Below are 19,370 nucleotides of genomic sequence, written 5' to 3'. Positions count from 1 at the left end.
TGGCTCTCTCTTTTAGACCCCTTAAACAGCGGCTGCTTCTTTTTTATGTTTATTTTTTCTGTTATTTATTTGATTTTTGATATATGGCATTGCATAGCGGTCAAGACCAAATTTACCAGCGTTAGCTCCTGCCACTATTACGAAGATGGCTAGTAAAATCATTTGTCCGTTTGTGCTTACTGTTCCACTGAACAAGAATGCGAAGTTCATGACCATTCCCATTAAAGTTGCAAAGCTTGTGAATAAACCGAGAATTAATGCAATCCCTACTAATAATTCTCCCCATTGAACTAAGAAAGTGAATAAATCCGCATTCGGAAGTGCTACATGTTCTAAGAATGCTGCCCACCATCCTTGCACTGCTGGGTGTTCACCTGTGCTGTTTGCGATCGCCCCTTGTAAAAATCCACTTGCGTCAAAGGCACCACTTGTTATTTTTTCATAGCCTGCATGGATAAATTGATAACCAAGATAAATTCGGATAAAAGCTAAAATTCCTGCAACTACTTTATTATTTCTTAATAAATCTAACATTTCTCTCCATCTCCTTAGAATGATAAATTATTAGTTTGTTCATTGATTCACATTTACTTTTACAAGATCTTGTTTGTTTCTTACTACACTTATATAATAGCACTATTTTCACTATGAGAAAGTATATTGTGATGTATTTCACATTTAGTTCACAAAGTTATGGCCAAGTTGTGAACTAAGGACATGATTATCACTATCTATAAGGAAACATAATTAATGATTAACTATTCCTTTTCTTACCACATAAAGATGGGTACTGTAAACTTCACAGTACCCTTTTCTGATATTCTTTTTTACAACTCATCATACTTAAAGTATGAAAAATAACTTGGTTTCTTTTGCCCGCTTAAATCTTGTGTACATATCCCAACAAAGGTTCCAGTGAAACGAATATAATCTGCATCATCGTCTGATAAATGACTAATATCGATTTTACTGCCGATATTCTTCCATTCATCTTCTTCTGCATAAGCAAATTGTAGCCATTGCTGGTCAACTTTTGCCTTTATCTTAACCTCCCCTGTAGATTTTAATGGTATATCTTGATCGAGTAATTCATCATAAACCCCATGCTTGGATTCAATAATTCCGATACATTTTCCCAACGTTTCATGTGTCGTAATTCGGAGGTACACATAATCATCTGTATCATAATAAAAAATTAATCCCGCCATTTGTTGAAAGTTTTCGGGTGTATATTCAACTGCTGTCTCTACTTCCACCGTGAAACTCTCTAGTCTGCGTGCTAACAGGCTTTGATGATGGAGGGAGCTCATCGATTCTCCACCCTTTAATGTCAAATAACCTGGTCGTTCTGTTAGTGAAATCCAATCCTCTGTAAATGTTCTTCTTAATGAGTTCCAGTATTTTTTTAAGGAATGACCTTGGAAATCATCAAGGTTGCTCTCTTGTTCAAATGGATGTAATTGTAAATCCGGTGCCTCCACAATAGTGGATGGATTTGGTCCTCCTTCAACACGCAGCCAATCATCTTCTGTCCAATAGCATTTTTGGATGGCCGTTTCTCTCCCTAATATACATTTTTTATCGACAACTGGTCTTCCACATAAATGTGCCATATACCACTCACCATTTTGAGTTTCCACCAAGCTTCCATGTCCTGCCTTTTGCAGCTGGTCTTTTTTGTTCTCATCTGATGTCAAGATTGGATTGGTTGGATCTATTTCGTATGGACCAAATAAAGACGTTGACCTAGCTATTGTAACCGCATGGGTATACCAAGTTCCTCCTTCTGCTGTTACTAAATAATAATAGCCATTCCGCTTATATATATGAGGTGCCTCTGTTAAACCTATCTCTGAGCCCTTAAAAATATTTTGTACCGGTCCCACTAGCCTTATTTCTTCTACAGAATATTCCTGCAGGGCGATTCCTGCAAAAGAATTAGTTCCTTTACGAAAATCCCAAATCATATTGACTAACCATTTTCTCCCATCCTCATCATGAAACAAGGAAGGATCAAATCCACTACTATTAAGATAAATCGGCTCAGACCAAGGCCCTTCAATATTTTCAGCTGTCACTAAATAGTTATGTGTATCCTTAAAAGCTCCCATTCTACTTTTTACATCTGTATAGATTAAAAAAAACATCCCTTCTGAATAACTTAAACAGGGCGCCCAAACTCCTCCTGAATTGACATTTCCAATCATATTTAATTGGGATTCTCTTGTTAATGGATATGTTAACAATCTCCAATTAATCATGTCTTTAGAATGATATATTTGTATGCCTGGAAACCATTCAAAAGTAGAGACCGCTATATAATAGTCATTTCCAACTCGCAAAATAGAAGGATCAGGATGATAGCCTGGCAAGACTGGATTGATTATTTTACTCATTTCATAACCCCTTTTCTTAACATTGGTAAATTCTAAAGTAAATTAGGAAAGGAATCTACAAAACTAGTACATTCCCAATAGCTTCAACTATTGCTATAACATATTATGTTAGAAATTAGTTTGCGCTTCTAGCTTTTAGATCACTAATAATACGAGGATAGATTTTATCTAAACGATAGAATAGCATGAGGATAATTAAGAAAATAGTAATTGCCATTGGAATGTAAATAAACAGGGATTGAATAGAAAGCAATGCTGCATTCGATTGCGTGCCTCCGCCGCCAACATATCCTCCATAGAATAATACCCATCCTATAATAGCGGTTCCTAATCCACTCCCGATTTTGATACCCATGCTTCCGCCGCTATATACCATACCTTCATTTCGAATTCCTGTTTTCCACTCCCCGTACTCGATCGTGTCACCTAGCATCGCAAACATACTTCCATTAATCGGCGCTTTACCGATTCCTCGAATTATCGTACCGGCTACAATTAAAGCTATATTGGTGATGTCAATTAACATAATTAGATAACCGATTAACGTAATTACTTCCCCAACAATAATGGCATTCCTTTTACCAAATCTTTTCGTAATTGGTGCTACAATCACCATTCCTAAAAGGATAAACACTGTATATGCTGTTGTTACAAGTCCAACAAGAAGGGTGTCATCTAAAATATACTGAGCAAAATAAATGACTGCCCCAGAATTTAAGGCGTTAAAAATATAGGTCATAAAGATAAATGTCGTCACAAGTGCCCAATACTTATTTTTCCCAAGTGTTCTTAAGCTGTCTTTTAGTTTTACGGGATTGTGCTGTTGTTCCTTGCTAGCAGGCTTAACTCTTTCAGTAGTTGATTTGAAACAAAAGTAGAAAAGACTACTGCCAATCGATCCAAAAATAAGGAAAGTTACAATCCATCCAAATTGGCCACCTCCAAAGGCATTTGCAAGTGGGAGGGTCAAATTACTAACTATAAGTGATCCTATTAATGCAAGACTCATACGAAAGACATTTAAAACAGATCTTTGGTATTGATCTTGTGTAATTAAGGAATTTAAGGTTCCATACGGTACATTTAGACCAGTATAGACAAGGCATACTAAATTATAGGTAATCGTAATATAAACAACTTGCCAAACAGTGCTTACATCTGGAACGGTGAACAGTAATACAGCTGAGATTGCAAAAGGAATCGCAAGCCATAATAGCCACGGTCTAGCCTTACCATGCTTTGATTTCGTCTTATCTATGACATAACCCATCAATACATCTGTTATCCCATCAAATATCCGGGAAAACAACATAATGGATCCTACAATTCCTGCTGCAATGCCAATGATATCTGTAAAATAATATACAATAAAAATGCTCATTGCTTGCCAGATAAAATTACTAGCTAAGTCACCAGAACCATACCCTAATCTTTCTATTAAACTTATCTTTTCACCAGCTGGTGCACTTTGTGTCGGAGTAACCTCTTCCCTTTTTAAATTGGTCGACATCTTAATCCTCCATCCATTGCTTTGTTCACGCTTACAATTAATTTAAACTTACAACGACAACCAGAGCTATCTTCTACTAAGATACTGTGGAACTATCTTGTCAAAGAACCTTCTTCTTTCGCTAAAGCCTTCTTCCCTGCTTCCAATACTTCAATAATTCGGTCAACATCATATACACTGCCTCTCCATGTCCCGCCACTAACCGCTTGCAGTGCCGCCCAAAGCCTTGTATCATCCGGCAAATTAGGGTCTGGTTTAAGATCTGGATGTGCTTCTCTTGTTTTTAAAACGGATGCCGCCTCTTCTTTTGACAATCGTTGATCTTCTGTACCAATAAAATCAACTGTTCCTATCAAGTTTTCACAATCAACCATAATATCGATTAAATCTCCATTTCGCAGCTTTCCGATTGGTCCATCACTCAATGCTTCCGGACCGATATGACCGATGCAGGCTCCAGTTGAGACACCTGAAAAACGAGCATCCGTAATTAAAGATACATATTTGCCAAAAGGCAAATATTTCAAAGCAGACGTTAATTGATAGGTTTCTTCCATTCCGGTTCCAGATGGACCTCCTCCCATTACGACCATTACATCTCCAGCTTTTATGCCCCCAGTTTTTATTGCAGTAATAGCTGATTTCTCAGATGTAAATACTTTTGCTGCTCCTGTATGTCTATAGATTCCATCTTCTCCTACTACAGTGCGATCAATTGAAGTCGATTTAATAACAGATCCTTCTGGTGCAATATTCCCTTTTGGAAAGGTGATAGTGGAAGTGAGCCCTCTTGCTTTTGCTGTAGCTGGATCCATAATTACTTGCTCAGGATTGACTCCATCTGCTTCTAATAAACGTTTCCTTAATTGCGTTCTTCTTTCGGATTTTTCCCACCAATCTAAGTTCTCTCCTAAAGTATGACCAGTAACAGTTAGGACATCTTCATGTAAAAGCCCTAATTTTCGTAAATGAAGCATTACTTCTGGTACACCACCAGCAAGAAAAACACGAACTGTGGGATGATGATCTGGTCCGTTAGGTAAAACACTTACTAGACGTGGAGTTTTGCGATTTATTCTTGCCCAATCATCTACTGTGGGGATTTTACATTTGGCAGCATGTGCAAGAGCTGGGATATGTAATAAAAGATTAGTTGAACCACCAAAAGCAGCATGAAGAACCATCGCATTCTCGATTGCTTTGTCTGTAATAATGTCCTTTGTTGTAATTTGATTCTTTTCCATTTCTAAAACAGCTCTTGCTGACTGCCTTGCCATTTCTGCCCAAATCTTTTGTCCAGAAGGAGCAAGTGCTGAATGAGTGACTGCTATGCCTAGTGCTTCCGCAATTACTTGCGAGGTTGCAGCAGTACCAAGGAATTGACAGCCTCCTCCTGGTGTAGCACATGCCACGCAACCAAGTTCTGCCGCTTCCTTCAAACTAATTTCTTTATTCGCAAATCGTGCGCCAATTGTTTGGATTTTTCCTGCATCCTCCCCAATTGCTGGAGGCAGAGTAACACCACCAGGCACAATAATAGTTGGCAAATCATGCATAGAACTAAGCGCAATCATCATGGCAGGTAATCCTTTATCACACGTTGCTACGCCTATTACTGCTTCTCTAGTAGGCAATGAACGAATTAAACGCCGATAAACAATTGCAGCATCATTTCGATAAGGGAAAGAATCAAACATTCCTAATGTTCCTTGCGAACGACCGTCACAAGGATCACTAACAAAACCCGCAAAAGGAACACCTTTATGGTTTCGAATTTCTGCAGCTGCCTCTGCCATGAGGATATCAACTTCCCAATGTCCTGTGTGGTACCCTAGCGCGATTGGCTCACCATTATGATCTCTTATACCACCTTTTGTACCTAGAATAAGGACTTCTGTTCCTAATAAATCTTTCGGTTTCCATCCCATCCCTACATTTTGGCTAAGTCCGAATAAATCCCCGCTCGGCGAATCCTCCAGCATTTGTGCAGTAAGTGGCAGCTTTCCAGTTGGCCCCTTTGCATTCGTTTTTACTTCATAAAGGGATTTATTCTCGTTTTCAAATATAAATGGTAATGTCATCCTATCACCCTCCAATATCTGTTTGTTTAGTAAACAAATAATCATTTCAAAAAAAGCAATCTATCACCTTTTCTTATAATAAATTTGCCTGTTGTAAAATTTCCTTAACTTGCTGCTTCTTCTCTTCATTGAGCGCTTTAGCAGGAGGCAACACCTCGGTTGTAATATCTATACCACATAATTTCGTTGCTTCCTTCACTACATTTACAAACGGGCTATCTATTTTATATAGTTGTGGCAATATAGCTAATTGTTTCTGCAAAGAAACTGCTTTTTCTATATCCCCTGCTAAGAAGGAATTATACAGACCAACTGATAATTGTGGTGCAAAATTTGCACTAGCTGTTATTGCTCCATCTCCTCCAAGCAGTAACGTATTAAATAAATGGTCATCAAACCCACAAAAAACAGAAAAATCAGGATTAATCATTTTTACCTTATCATTCATTTCACGAATATGTCCGATAGAATCAATCGTTTCTTTAATACCAACTATATTTTGATGATTTAGAACAAGCTCTTTCACAAAATCAGGTGTTAAATCCTGCCCTGTAAGGGTGGGAAAATTATAGAGTAAAACTGGCAGCTTAACGGACTTTGCAATGTCACTAAAATAGGTATATAAATTCTCTTTGGTCAAATTCCAATAATAGGGATTAATAGCAACAATTCCATCTGCGCCTATTTGTTCCGCATGCTGACCGAGCAGAATTGCCTCCCTTGTATTCGTGCTGCCAATTCCAATTAAGACAGGAACTCTTTTTGCAACATACTTAACAGCAAATTCAGCAATCCTCTTTCTCTCCTTTACAAACATTTGCGAAAATTCTCCACCAGTACCTAAAAAGAATAAGCCATTTACTTTTTCCTCAATTAGTCTATCAATTAATAACGCCATTTCGCCTTCTTTCAGATTACCATCTTTATCAAGAATGCTTGACACTGGCGGAATAATGCCTTTAAATCGATTCAGTTCGGTCATTTTTTCTTATCTCTCCTTTTTTGTTTTACATTATAAAACTCAATACTATTATTTAGTCTGTGTGAATTGATTATAACATACAGCCCTTAAAAGTAAACACTTACATTTTGTTAATTTTGAATATTTTCTAATTTACAAATAGAGATTGCTATTTTGAAATGGCTGTATTAATGTAAAAGTACACTATAATGTTTGTTATCCTAGGAAATAGTTAGATATTATAAAGCAAAAATGGAGAAGATATTATGCCAATCATTCAATCTGTTGAACGTGCACTTCAAATATTAGATTTATTTAACGATCACACCGTAGAATTAAAGATTACGGAAATCAGCGAACAAATGGGGCTTCATAAAAGTACAGTACATTCTTTATTAAAGACTTTGCAGCAATCTCGCTATATTGATCAAAATTCTGAAAATGGAAAATATCGATTAGGCTTAAAGCTCGTTGAAAGAGGGAATTTAGTTATCAATACTTTAAACATCAGGCAAATAGCTAATAAATATCTCGTTGAGTTAGCACTAAAGACGGGCCAAACTTGCCATCTAGGTATTCTTGATGGGAATGCAGGTGTATACATTGACAAGGAAGAAGGGGCTAATTCTGTTATTCGGTACTCTCGGATTGGGAGAAGAATTCCCCTCCATTGTACAGCAATCGGAAAATTATTGTTATCGTATCAACCTCCAGATATAATTCATTCACTACTAGATAACTATCTGTTTACACAAGCAACAAACCGGACTATTACCAAGAAAGAAGATTTCCTTATGGAATTAGAAAAGGTGCGTTATAACGAGTATGCTGTGGATAATCAAGAAAATGAACTAGGTGTCCGCTGTATCGCGGTACCAATTCTAAATCAACATGGACAAATACTAGCAGCGCTTAGCATCTCAACATTAGTTTCTACAGTAAGCGATGATCTCCTTAATGACTATTTACAGCTATTGAAAACAACGGGAAAAGAATTATCGGAAAAAATGCGATATGGAATTACAATGAAATAAGAGACAGGCATTTTTGCCTGTCTCTTATCATTTCACCCGAATAATTACATCTCTTTTTCTAACGCTATCTTCATCCACTTCTTCATTAACATAGCAGCTTTTACTTTCTCTTATCAAATGATCCCCATAAATCATTTACACGGATTAACATTCTTTCAATTTTATAATCAGCATTTACATTCGCTTGCCCAGTTACTTGTTTTACTTTTGGCTCATCCATGCCCTTTTTATGATATGCTAATGATATAGAAAAGTTATAAATCTTTCCTTTCGAATCTGTTCTTTCGAATTCAATATTTTTCACCTTAAGACTATAATCCTTTTTATACGGCTCCATCATTAGGTTCGTTCCATATCTTGTAATGAAATCATTATAGGATTTTTGATTAGAAAAATAATCTTTAAAGACTGCTTCTTCATATTCTCCTAGAGCAGCCTGCTTTTCTTCTCCATTTACTTTGCTTTCCTTTTGTTTGTTCCATATTTCTATTAACTCATCCTTCGGGCCATTTAAAGCATTTTGTAAAACTGCTTCTACTGGTTGTATGTATGGATCTGTGTCCTTAACTGTTTTCTCAGTACATCCAACTAATAAAATAAGAAGAAAAGGAAATAATGCGATTATGAATATACGATGATTACTTTTCTTCACCACATCACCTCCTCAATAAAAAACTATACGAATAGTATTTAAAAAAGTTTCAAATATTTTCCTTTTTCGCGTATTAGCTATAATTAATAAGAATTTTAAATAAAAAAAGGAGAAATTCTATTCTCCCCAGCTACTACTACAAATATATGAAATAATGGCAAAATAATTAACTAATTAATACTTATTAAATAGAAAATGCATGATTTCCTATATGCTTAATAACTTTTCTTGTAAAAATCCAATCACTTGTTGCTGTATCTGGATTATAGAAGTAAAGAAGCTCTTTATTCTCCTTACCATTATTTAATGCTTCTTCTACTGCTTCCATGGACTCTTTATCCGCTGCTTTATCGATGGAACCGTTCTGAACAGGCTGAAAAGCATTTTTCTCATAGATGACAGACTCTACTGTATCAGGAAACTGCTTATCATCTAGACGATTTAGTACTACATCAGCTACTGCTACTTTACCGGCAAACGGCTCACCCTTCGCTTCTGCATGAACAAGACGGGCCAGTAATTTTTTTTCATTATTTGTTATGTCTGCTGATTCATCAGAAGCTTTTACATTTTCTTTTTTATCAACAGCAAATTTTCTTGTCGCTACAGTTGTTGTTTCTTCCTTACTAATTGTTTCTGCATTTGCAATAGATGGTATATATATATAAGAACCACTAATAAAAGTGAATATAATTGCAATAAATAATAACTGTTTCATTTTTTGTATACCTCCTGTTTTAACAGGCCCATATACAAGGCTAACAGGTTTGGAAACAAAACTCATTGCATAATTGTTGGAAGAACTGTAATATTTGCCGGGGTATTTGGGAGAAATAACTAAATATTTACAATTCCTCTTTCTCCAATTGCTCATATTTCCCCTACATAGGGGATAATTTTTTTTAAAATGGAGATTCTACAATACTAATACAACCCCATTTTCTATCTATAACAATAAAAAAGCTGATAGCAGAAAAAATCTGAAATCAGCTTCCCAAATGTTAATTATTTCTTACTAATAATGCACAGCATTCGACGTGGACCGTATGCGGGAATAAGTCCACTGGCTGAACCACTTTCAACGTGTATCCAAATGGCTCCAGCTGCTTAATATCAGTAGCAAAGGTATCCGGATTACATGATACATATACAATTCTTTCTGGTTGAGAACGTCCGATACGTCTCATTACCTTTCCACCTGCACCCGAGCGAGGTGGATCTAACAGCAATAACTCAGGTCTGCCAAATTTTTCCAATACTTGTGCTAGTCCAGTTCGGGCATCTTGTGCTAGGAAAGTAGTATTATCAATACCATTATCTCCTGCATTTCGTTTAGCTGATTCAATCGAGCTTTCGACAATTTCAATGCCTACAAGCTTGCCAACCCTGCTCGCAAATGGAAGAGAGAATGTTCCGACGCCACAGAATAGATCAATCATATTTTCTGATTTTTTTGGTTCTGCCATTTCTACTGCTAAATCGACTAATTTTTGTGCTTGTGTTGGATTCGTTTGGAAGAAAGTATCAAACCACACGCGGAATCGATATCCATCCATTTCATCGTAAATAAAATCCCTGCCAGCTAATGTATGGCTTTTTTCTGATTGCGTACGATCTGCCCAATCGGTATTCTCTAGCCACATAAAGCTTTTAACTTGCGGGAACTTTTCGGTAATACGAGCGACTACTGTATCCACTGCATCTTTCAAAGAACCATCTGGAGCTTCTGTCGCAAATAGCGCCAACATCATTTCCCCTGTAGCAAAAGACTGTCTCACCATTAAATGACGAAGAAGTCCTTCATGTGTATCTTTATTATAACCTTTTAATGCATGTTCCTTTACCCAATTGGCTATTTCAAGTGCTGCTTCCACCATTTCTTTTCCAGCAATCAGGCAAGTTTCTAAGGAAATAATTTTTCTGAAATTCCCTTGCTCATGCAGACCAAGAGAACCATCCGCAGCAAAGGTAAATTCCATTTTATTACGGTATCTCCATGGCTCATCCATGCCGATAGTATCTTTTACTAAGCTCGGATCAAATCCTTGTTCTTCAATCACCCGTTTTACATGATTGGTTTTTTGTTGTAATTGCCCATTATAATCCCAATGCTGCCAAACACATCCGCCGCATTTTTCAAAATGTGGACAAGCTGGTCCAATTCTTTCCGCATGTGCAGCTAAGATTTCTTCTGGCATCGCTTTTCGATGTCTTCTGTGAGGCTGATCAACTGTTACCTTTACCTTTTCACCTGGTAAAGTTTGCGGAATTGTTAGTTTTAATTTTTTTTTGTTTCCTAATTCATTTTCACGCCAAACAACTGCCTGTCCAGCACCTTTTTCATCAACATTCTTAATTTCAACAATCATTGTTTCTTTTTCAATAGTGGTCAAACGACATTTCCTCCTTACAAAAATTCACTAGCTTAATTTATTTGAAAAGAATCATTTCTTTGAGGGATCTAGCTACTCTATTTTTAACATACTTCCCTAGTATAAAGGACAATCATACAATATGAAAATAATAATTTTTATTTTGCAGATATTAGCAATTTAAAAGGGACGTTGCTTTATTTACAACGTCCCTCCTTAAACCTATTTATCCCCTGATATTCTACTCTAACACAAGCACATCATAACCCTTTAATTGTATCTTCTGATGTATCTTCTCTCCTGTTAAAATATTGGTCATTTCCTCCTTTACCTCCAGTTCCTGCATCTCATGGGAATAATTTAATAAGAAAACATATGCTTTTCCTTCTTTCTTGCGTATGGACAACTCTACACTTTCAGGTAAATCAAACTTATTATTATAATTATTAATTTGTATTTCTTCGAGTAAATTTTCAGCAAGCTCGATAGTGAAAACGCCTCCAAAATAATAACAAGCTCCCTCTCCAAATTGGTGCTTAACCAGGCCGGGCTTTCCTTCAAAATAACAGTCAGAAAACCTCCCTATTACTTCCGTATCTTTTGATTCGACTTTCAAAGTCTCATAAAATCCTCTAGTCTTAATCTCTGTTTTATCTTTGTAGATTACGATTGGAGTAGTTTCAAACGGCGCTTCCCTTGTAAAATCCTCTACCGATATTCCCGTAAGAGCTGCTAGATAACCTGGGAATGCTTTCATATAGACTTGACCTGTTTCATCCTTATATCCAGTTCGGCAGCCTAGTATTAATTTGCCGCCTTGCTTTACATACCTTTCCAGCAAATTCGCTGTTTGTTCTGATACAATCGCTGCATGAGGATACACCAGTACTTTATATTTTTTCAACTCTTCTAGATTAGAGTTTCTATTTAGATTATAGGCATCTACAGGTACATGGTTATACTGCAGCGCTTTAAACCATGCCTCTATGCTAAGGGAAGCAAAAGGTCCAGACCACTTATCAAATTCCGCATCCCACTCATTATCATAATTAGTGACGATCGCTATCTCTGCCTGATAAGTCGCTCCTGCTATCTTCTCTCCTATTAGTTGAATCTCCTTGCTTACTTGCTCTACTTCTTTTATACGGCGGTTAGGCAGATTATGATAGTCATTAATGCCATGCCAATAAATTTCTGTTCCTTTCGTTGCTGTTCTCCAGCGGAAATACATAACTAAATCTGCACCATGTGCAATCGATTGATAGGTCCAAAGTCGAAGCTGTCCTGGATTAGGCGACGGCTGTTCTAGTCGTGTTACCCATCCGCCTGGACCAGACTGCTGTTCAAAAATAGCAAAATTAGGGGAAATGCTGCGGACGACACTTAAGTTCCAGCTCCATTTCCGGTCTCGTAAAGGCTTATCGCTCTTATCTTCTAAGACTCTGCCGAAATTAGGATAGGAATCATAAGCATAGAAGTCTAGCACTTCATTCGTCAGCTTATGATTATCGAGATGCTTAAACATCCCATTTGTGGTAACCCACTGATTGCTTGTATATTTCCGAATAATGTCTGCTTGCATTTTTGCATAAGAAATAGCACTATCAGAAATGAACCTCTTTTCATCTAACATATGATGGGGATTCGGAGAATTGGGAACCGTTGTACGAGTTAAATAGACTTGGTCCCAGCTGGTATATGTCTGATTCCAAAAAACGGTTCCCCATGCCTCATTTAATTGATCTAGCGTTTGATACTTTTCCTTTGCCCATTTTCTAAAAGCAAAATGATCGGCCTCGGAATAAAAAACATCTATTTCACAATTTAGTTCATTATCAATCTGCCAGCCGACAACCCCTGGATTATAGCTATAATGTTTTGCCATTTCTGTCACAATAGCCGAACTTAGTCTCCGGTAGTTTTCCGAATTGTAGTTATAATGTCTACGAGCGCCATGCTGGTAAGCTATACCAGATTGAGATACATTCAATACATCGGGATATTTATGGGTGAGCCATGCTGGCGGTGTTGCCGTTGGAGTTCCGAGCACTGTTTTCAGTCCTAATTTATGGGCCTTTTCAATCGCCCGATCGAATAAAGCAAAAGAATATACTCCTTCTTCTGGCTCAAAAATCGTCCAGGCAAATTCCCCCATGCGAACATAGGTAAATCCTGCCTCCTTCATTCTTCGAAAATCATTTTCCCACAGTTCCTCTGACCAGTGTTCTGGATAATAGCAAACACCTAGTGTTAATTTTTCCGCCGTCCATTTTTTCGTCATTATTTGCACTCCTATCTATATTCTTTATTCTTTTATCGAACCACCTAAAATACCGGAAATAAAGTGTTTTTGCAGGATAAGAAAGACGACCATTACTGGGATTACCGAAATAGCTGTCCCTAACATCAATTGTCCATAATCAATGGAATTAAGACCAGCTAAAGTGGACAAAGCCACTGGTAAAGTATAATTTTCCTGTGTTGTCATCACTATTAATGGCCACATAAAATTATTCCATTGATGGGTAAAAAGGAATATCCCAACAGCCGCTAAAGCAGGCTTCATTGTTGGTAAAGCAACTTTGAAAAAGATAAAGAATTCTCCAGCTCCATCTATTCTTGCTGCTTCTATTAAGGAATCTGGTATTCCCTGCATATTTTGCCTAATCAAAAAGATAGCAAAGGGATAGCATATTTGCGGCAATATAATCGCTTGATACGTATTAATCCAGTCTATCGATCCAAAAATTTGAAATAGTGGAATAATCGTAGCTTGATAGGGGATCATCATCGCCAATAAAAAGGATGCAAAAATCAGATTGCTCCCCTTAAATTTAAATTTCGCAAAAGCATAGCCTGCTGCAGAGCAAATGAATAAACTTACTACGACAAAAACAATGGCAATGATAGATGAATTAGTTACTGCTTTGACAATATCGATAGAATTGCTTAAATTTCGTAGGTTCTCCAGCAAATAATCACCAGGGATCAATTTTGGAGGAAAGGCCAGCACATCGCCTGAAGGATTTGTTGCCCCTACAAGCATCCAATAAAATGGACCAATCGAAATGACAACACCAATAAGTAAAAAAAGATGCATAAATATTTTTTGAATACGTTTCTGTTTTGCCATCAGTCATTCCTCACCACCTTAAATTGAATCCATGATAGAACCGCGATAAAGAGCACAATTACATAAGCAATGGCTGATGCATAACCAAAATTAAAGAAACTGAAGCCCTGATTATAAAGATAGTAAGTAATCGTTATTGTCGCATTATTTGGACCGCCATTTGTTAAATTGTACGGCTCATCAAATAATTGGAAGGAGCCAATTGTTGACATTACAAAAGTAAATAACAGAACGGGCTTAAGCTGTGGAATCGTGATATAAAAGAATTTCTTGATTGTACTGGCACCATCTATACTAGCTGCTTCATACAAACTATTCGGGATGTTTTGCAAACCAGCTAATAAGATAACCATGTTATAGCCAGTCCATCTCCAAGTTGTTACTAGAATAAGGGAGACCTTCGCCCAGAAAGGATCTGTCAGCCAGTGAACCTTCTCAAGGCCGATCGAAGTGAATAAGTAATTAATTAAACCGTAGTCTGTATTTAGCAGCAATACAAAAATAATAGAGGCTGCGACTAATGAAGTAACAGCAGGAGTAAAAAAAGCGACCCGGTAAAAACCTTTCATTCTTAATAAACTAGAATTCAATACACTCGCTAATAAGACGGCTAGGAATAACATAATCGGAACCTGCACTAGCAAAATAATAAATGTATTGCCAAGCGCTTTGTAAAAGAGCGGATCACTGAAAAGCCGCGTATAGTTTGCAAGCCCAGAAAAAGTATAAACACCTGCAACCTTTGTTTGAAAGCTTAATAGAAAAGAAGCAATTATAGGATAAACCGTAAAAGCAATAAACAATAGCAAGGCTGGACCAACAAATAGATAAGGAACGGTCTTAGGCGTGATAAATTGTTTTTTCTTTTTTATAGTTAATGAATTTGTTCCTGTTTCTAGCATTTTATTATCCGACATTCTTCTCCCCCTCCTTTTTAGAGGCTGCATTCAAAAATAGGTTCAAATGCTATTCTCAAAAGTCGGCCTCTAATCCTTTAGCAAAAATGGTTTTTAATTGCTCGATTCCAATCCAGTTTGCTGCTCAGCTTGTTTCTTTCCATCCTCCAATATTTGTGCTGCTGGTTTATTCTCAAGTAAAAATGCTTCCATTTGACTTGTCATAATGGATCTGAGTTCTAACTCTGCACTGCTGTGATTAACAGATGGAATATCTGTTACTGTATCAGCAAAATCTTTAAAGAATGTTTGATTATTAAAGTATTCTTGTTCTTCACTGAAAACCGGCTCTTCATATGCTGCTAATAACGCTGGGAATAATCCTCTATTCGTAAGTGCCTTAATTTGTGATTCTACATCTGTTGATGCAAATTCAGCAAACACATATGCTGCTACTTTATTATCCGATTTACTTGGAATCGCTAAGGCAGATCCTCCATCATTAGAAGCTCTCCCTCCCCCTTCTTCAAAAGCAGGCAGTTGGAACATGCCCCATTTACCTGACAGCTCAGGCATTTGTTCAATCATCGTTCCACTCCACCAGACAGCACCAGGCTGTGTTGCCACCTCTCCATTTTTCATTGCTGCTACTTGGCCATCCCAGTTATTTGTATAGATAATTAATTCTGCATCCTTCATTTTTTGCAAAATATCAATGGCCTTTTTGGCTGCGTCTGAAGTAAGATCTAATTTATCATCCTCTGTAAAGTAATAGCCCCCTTGCTGCTGCAGCATAATTCTAAGCAATCCATCTCCATCTGTTCCAAGAAATGCCTTCCCCGTATGAGCAACAACCTTTTTCCCCGCTTCGATATAGTCATCCCATGTTTTAATAGTCGCTGGGTCAACTCCTGCCTCCTCAAAAATATCTGTCCGATAGATAACACCCACTGGTCCTAAGTCTCTTGGTGCTGCAATAATATTTCCATCCTTATCCTTTAACCCATCTATTTTCGACTTAGAAAATTCATTTTCATGTTTATCAAAGCCAAGTGAACTTAAATTCGTAAATGCATCTGGAAAATCATCTGTAAATGAATGAATACGATTATTTTCTACCTGTACTACATCTGGTAATCCGCTTCCACCTGATGAAAGACCCGCACTAACCTTTTGGTATACTTGATCAACACCAATATGCTCAATCTTCACGTTTACATTAGGATATTTCTTATTAAAAGCAGGAAGTACATCCTTTTCTAAATAATTTGCTTCCAATGCCCAGGCCCAGACGGTGACATCTCCTTTTATATCCTCTGGATTATCCGGAATGGTTAGATCTTCTGTACTCGTTGAGGAGCTATTGCTGCATGCCCCCAACACAATCGTAAGTAGAAATAATAAAACAAAACCATAGATTTTCCTCATAAAGTTCCACTCCTTTTGATAGAGATTTTTTCTGCTTTCTATAAATCTAAAAAGGAAACAAAATGAATAGAAAGCGCTTACCTAAGTAGTCCAAGTATATACTGATATCAAAGATGGTTATGGTATAATTTCTATTATTTTGGTATTTTAACTACCATATCACTCTCTAAATTTTGACAACTTTCAATTTAATGGAGGAGAATCTAGTGGGAAATCGTCTAAATATGAAGAATTTGGAGTATATATGTAATTTAATGACAGATATATTAAATATCTCAATTACTTTACTTAATAATGAAGGAACTATAATGGCAGAAAAAACAGCGAACGAACTAATTAATCCTCTTTATCCTTCTAAACAATCCTTTTACAGACAGGTCATTCCTAGTAATGGAAAGAATTCTCTATCTCCCGCCATAATAGGTACACCTTTTTATGAAAACGTATCCATCATTCCAATTACCAACTTAGGTACCATTATTTTAGGCCCCGTTTTATCTAAACGGCCAAGTAGACTGCTGATAGATAACTTGATCACTGCCTATCGCCAAAGTGGTTTGGAAGATGCTTTAAGCGACTATTATTATTCTCTTCCCGTCATAAGCATTGCGAAATTAGGACAAATCTGCAAACTTATCTATTTTTTATACAATAACAAGATTTATGACAAAGACATTACCTTTCCAAAAATGCAATTGCCCAATCATTTAAATGATGAAAAGACTGCAAATAAATACATATTAGAAACACACCAAAATTCCTCCTTTCACCATGATCCTATTGCGGAGAAAAAACTCTATCAATTTATTATAGATGGACAAAAAGAAAATCTGCTTGCATATTGGAAAGCCTTTAAAGAAAGCACTTCCTTTCATTTTGGAAAGCTTTCTAAAAAAAATGAAGTAAGAAATCAAAAAAATTTAACTATTGCAACCATTACCCTTGCAACCCGTGCGGCCATTACAGGCGGTCTTCATCCTGAAATCGCCTATTCTTTAGGAGACCGCTACATTCAAGACTTAGAGGAATTACAAGATTTAAAGGACATTCATTTCTTCACAGAAAATATCTTGTATGAATTTGCAGATAAAGTAGCTAAAACAAATAGGGAAAATTATTCGCGACCTATTTTTCAATGCAGAAACTATATTTACAAGCATATCTATGAACCATTAACCTTACAGTCCATTGCAGAGCATTTATCTATCAGCCCCAAATATCTATCCAATTTATTTAAAAAAGAAGTGGGAATTCCTATTAGTGAATACATACAGCAAATGAAAATTGAGGAAGCAAAAAAACTGATGACTTTTGCAGAACATTCCTTATCTGATATTCATGCCCTTTTAAATTTTACCGATCAAAGCTATTTCACGAAAGTATTTAAAAAGTATACCGGAATTACTCCTAAACAATTTAGAAAGAATACGGTTAATTTTTTATAGAGAATAGAATTAGGGCTTATCCAATAGTTATTTACTTGTGTTAGGATAACCCCTGTCCGTATTAAATATTTCTTATAAATAAATATTGGTAACGAATAGCTTGTAAGATATTCAATCTAAGATTCTCCAAAATTTAATTACATTATTATTATCCCCTATGTTATTTGATTGAAAATTCTAATTATTATTCCCTTAATCATTCCTTTTCGGTCTTTTTTTTCTAAAAATAATGATATAATAGTAAATGTCTTTCATAAATAGTTTATAAAAAGGTGGTTAGTTAGTTAGCAAAAACGGGTAATTAGTTTTAAAGAAAGGTCTGGAGGTGTTCGTAGAAATTGATTCAATTTAAAGAAGTAACCAAAACGTTTCAAGATGGATTTAAAGCGCTAAAGAATATTACCTTCGAGGTAAAAGAAGGAGAATTACTTGTTCTAATTGGCCCAAGTGGTTCTGGTAAGACAACTACGATGAGAATGATCAATCGACTTATAGAACCATCTAGTGGTTCCATTACGATCGAAGGAAAGGATATTTCCACAGAGGATCCTGTAAAACTCCGCAGAACTATTGGCTACGTCATTCAGCAAATAGGTTTGTTACCCCATATGACAATTAAAGAAAACGTATCGCTCGTTCCTCGACTCCAAAAATGGAAAAAAGAACAATATTTAGACAAAATTAATGATTTAATGAAAATGGTCGGGTTAGATCCTGATACATTTGGTGATCGTTACCCTTCTGAATTAAGCGGTGGACAGCAGCAAAGGATTGGGGTTATTAGAGCCCTTGCGGCAGAGCCGAAAATAATCTTGATGGATGAACCGTTCAGTGCCTTAGACCCTCTCAGCCGCGAACAATTGCAAGATGAATTAGTCCGCTTGCAGCAGGATATCAAAAAAACAATTGTCTTTGTTACACATGATATGGATGAAGCCCTTAAAATAGCGGATCGAATTTGTATTATGCAAGACGGAGAAATTGTGCAATTAGATCGGCCAGAAAATATATTACGTCACCCAGCAAATGAATTTGTCCGCAATTTTATTGGAGAAGATCGTTTGCAAGAAAATATTTCTTTACCTAAATTAGCAAAATTAATGGTTCCTCCTGTAACAGCCGGTGAGTCTCGCGGTCTTGCAGAATCATTAAAATTAATGAGAAGAAAGCGTGTGGATAGTCTAGTGGTCGTCGACAAATCTAATACCTTTCTCGGAATAGCGAATGTGTGGGAGGTACAAAAACGATATAGAGAAGAAGAATTAACCTTGAAAGATATAATGGATACGAATATAAAAACGCTTCATCTTGAAGAAGCAACTGAAAAAGCTTTTCAACTTGTTAGTGAATCCCAATATGGCTTTATTCCAGTAATTGACCAGCATTCTAAAATTATTGGTATTGTTAACCGTGCAGGTCTTGTGGAATATATTGCTGACCAAATTGGAGAATAAAAAGGAGG

15 protein-coding genes are annotated in these 19,370 nt (G+C 36.6%); 3 read left to right on the top strand and 12 right to left on the bottom strand.

What is annotated here, in order from left to right:
- Positions 1-21: 21 nt before the first annotated feature.
- The 5 genes from MHH96_RS13185 to MHH96_RS13165 form a co-directional block, all read right to left on the bottom strand.
- Entirely contained in the window at positions 22-534 is a 513-nt protein-coding gene (locus tag MHH96_RS13185) for a DoxX family protein (protein ID WP_047941516.1), read from the bottom strand.
- A gap of 293 nt (positions 535-827) precedes the next feature.
- The gene (locus tag MHH96_RS13180; protein WP_047941515.1) at positions 828-2,396 is read right to left on the bottom strand and encodes a glycoside hydrolase family 43 protein; all 1,569 of its coding nucleotides are present in this window, start codon (positions 2,394-2,396) and stop codon (positions 828-830) included.
- A 115-nt stretch (positions 2,397-2,511) separates the two neighbouring features.
- Positions 2,512-3,906: an MFS transporter gene (locus tag MHH96_RS13175; RefSeq protein WP_341117546.1), complete on the bottom strand. Its 1,395-nt coding sequence runs from the start codon at positions 3,904-3,906 to the stop codon at positions 2,512-2,514.
- 92 nt (positions 3,907-3,998) lie between these two features.
- A complete protein-coding gene (locus MHH96_RS13170; protein WP_144544442.1) occupies positions 3,999-5,987 on the bottom strand; it encodes a YjhG/YagF family D-xylonate dehydratase in 1,989 nt (662 codons plus the stop codon).
- 73 nt (positions 5,988-6,060) lie between these two features.
- Positions 6,061-6,969: a dihydrodipicolinate synthase family protein gene (locus tag MHH96_RS13165; RefSeq protein ID WP_144544444.1), complete on the bottom strand. Its 909-nt coding sequence runs from the start codon at positions 6,967-6,969 to the stop codon at positions 6,061-6,063.
- A 245-nt stretch (positions 6,970-7,214) separates the two neighbouring features.
- On the opposite strand from MHH96_RS13165, the gene MHH96_RS13160 reads away from it, so the two are divergent.
- Positions 7,215-7,982, top strand: coding sequence for an IclR family transcriptional regulator (locus MHH96_RS13160; protein WP_047941511.1), 768 nt, complete (start codon positions 7,215-7,217; stop codon positions 7,980-7,982).
- A 100-nt stretch (positions 7,983-8,082) separates the two neighbouring features.
- Here the strand turns inward: MHH96_RS13160 and MHH96_RS13155 are convergent, their stop codons facing one another.
- From MHH96_RS13155 to MHH96_RS13125, 7 genes are all read right to left on the bottom strand, one after another.
- Positions 8,083-8,634 (bottom strand): hypothetical protein, encoded by a 552-nt coding sequence (locus MHH96_RS13155; protein ID WP_047941510.1) that lies wholly within the window; start codon positions 8,632-8,634, stop codon positions 8,083-8,085.
- A 184-nt stretch (positions 8,635-8,818) separates the two neighbouring features.
- Complete coding sequence (locus tag MHH96_RS13150; protein ID WP_061799735.1) at positions 8,819-9,352, bottom strand: cell wall hydrolase; 534 nt, start codon at positions 9,350-9,352, stop codon at positions 8,819-8,821.
- Positions 9,353-9,635: 283 nt separating this feature from the next.
- Positions 9,636-11,003: a 23S rRNA (uracil(1939)-C(5))-methyltransferase RlmD gene (gene rlmD / locus MHH96_RS13145; protein ID WP_445669008.1), complete on the bottom strand. Its 1,368-nt coding sequence runs from the start codon at positions 11,001-11,003 to the stop codon at positions 9,636-9,638.
- A gap of 244 nt (positions 11,004-11,247) precedes the next feature.
- Positions 11,248-13,287, bottom strand: a complete 2,040-nt coding sequence (locus tag MHH96_RS13140) for a beta-galactosidase (RefSeq protein WP_341117543.1) — start codon at positions 13,285-13,287, stop codon at positions 11,248-11,250.
- A 24-nt stretch (positions 13,288-13,311) separates the two neighbouring features.
- Positions 13,312-14,139, bottom strand: a complete 828-nt coding sequence (locus MHH96_RS13135) for a carbohydrate ABC transporter permease (RefSeq protein WP_328283120.1) — start codon at positions 14,137-14,139, stop codon at positions 13,312-13,314.
- The gene (locus MHH96_RS13130; protein ID WP_082138282.1) at positions 14,139-15,056 is read right to left on the bottom strand and encodes a carbohydrate ABC transporter permease; all 918 of its coding nucleotides are present in this window, start codon (positions 15,054-15,056) and stop codon (positions 14,139-14,141) included. Before MHH96_RS13130 ends, MHH96_RS13135 begins: the two co-directional genes overlap by 1 nt.
- 93 nt (positions 15,057-15,149) lie before the next feature.
- Positions 15,150-16,463 (bottom strand): ABC transporter substrate-binding protein, encoded by a 1,314-nt coding sequence (locus tag MHH96_RS13125; RefSeq protein ID WP_053215630.1) that lies wholly within the window; start codon positions 16,461-16,463, stop codon positions 15,150-15,152.
- A 206-nt stretch (positions 16,464-16,669) separates the two neighbouring features.
- Between MHH96_RS13125 and MHH96_RS13120 the strand changes: the two genes are divergently transcribed.
- Together MHH96_RS13120 and MHH96_RS13115 are read left to right on the top strand one after the other, a co-directional pair.
- Positions 16,670-17,908, top strand: a complete 1,239-nt coding sequence (locus MHH96_RS13120) for a helix-turn-helix domain-containing protein (protein WP_328283121.1) — start codon at positions 16,670-16,672, stop codon at positions 17,906-17,908.
- Positions 17,909-18,246: 338 nt separating this feature from the next.
- Positions 18,247-19,362 (top strand): ABC transporter ATP-binding protein, encoded by a 1,116-nt coding sequence (locus MHH96_RS13115; protein ID WP_047941506.1) that lies wholly within the window; start codon positions 18,247-18,249, stop codon positions 19,360-19,362.
- The last annotated feature ends 8 nt before the right edge of the window (positions 19,363-19,370 follow it).

Source organism: Niallia sp. FSL K6-0212 (genome assembly GCF_038007605.1).
Classification (GTDB): domain Bacteria; phylum Bacillota; class Bacilli; order Bacillales; family Cytobacillaceae; genus Niallia; species Niallia circulans.
The sequence above is the reverse complement of the archived record's forward strand: the minus strand, read 5'-3'. Positions and strand labels throughout refer to the sequence as shown.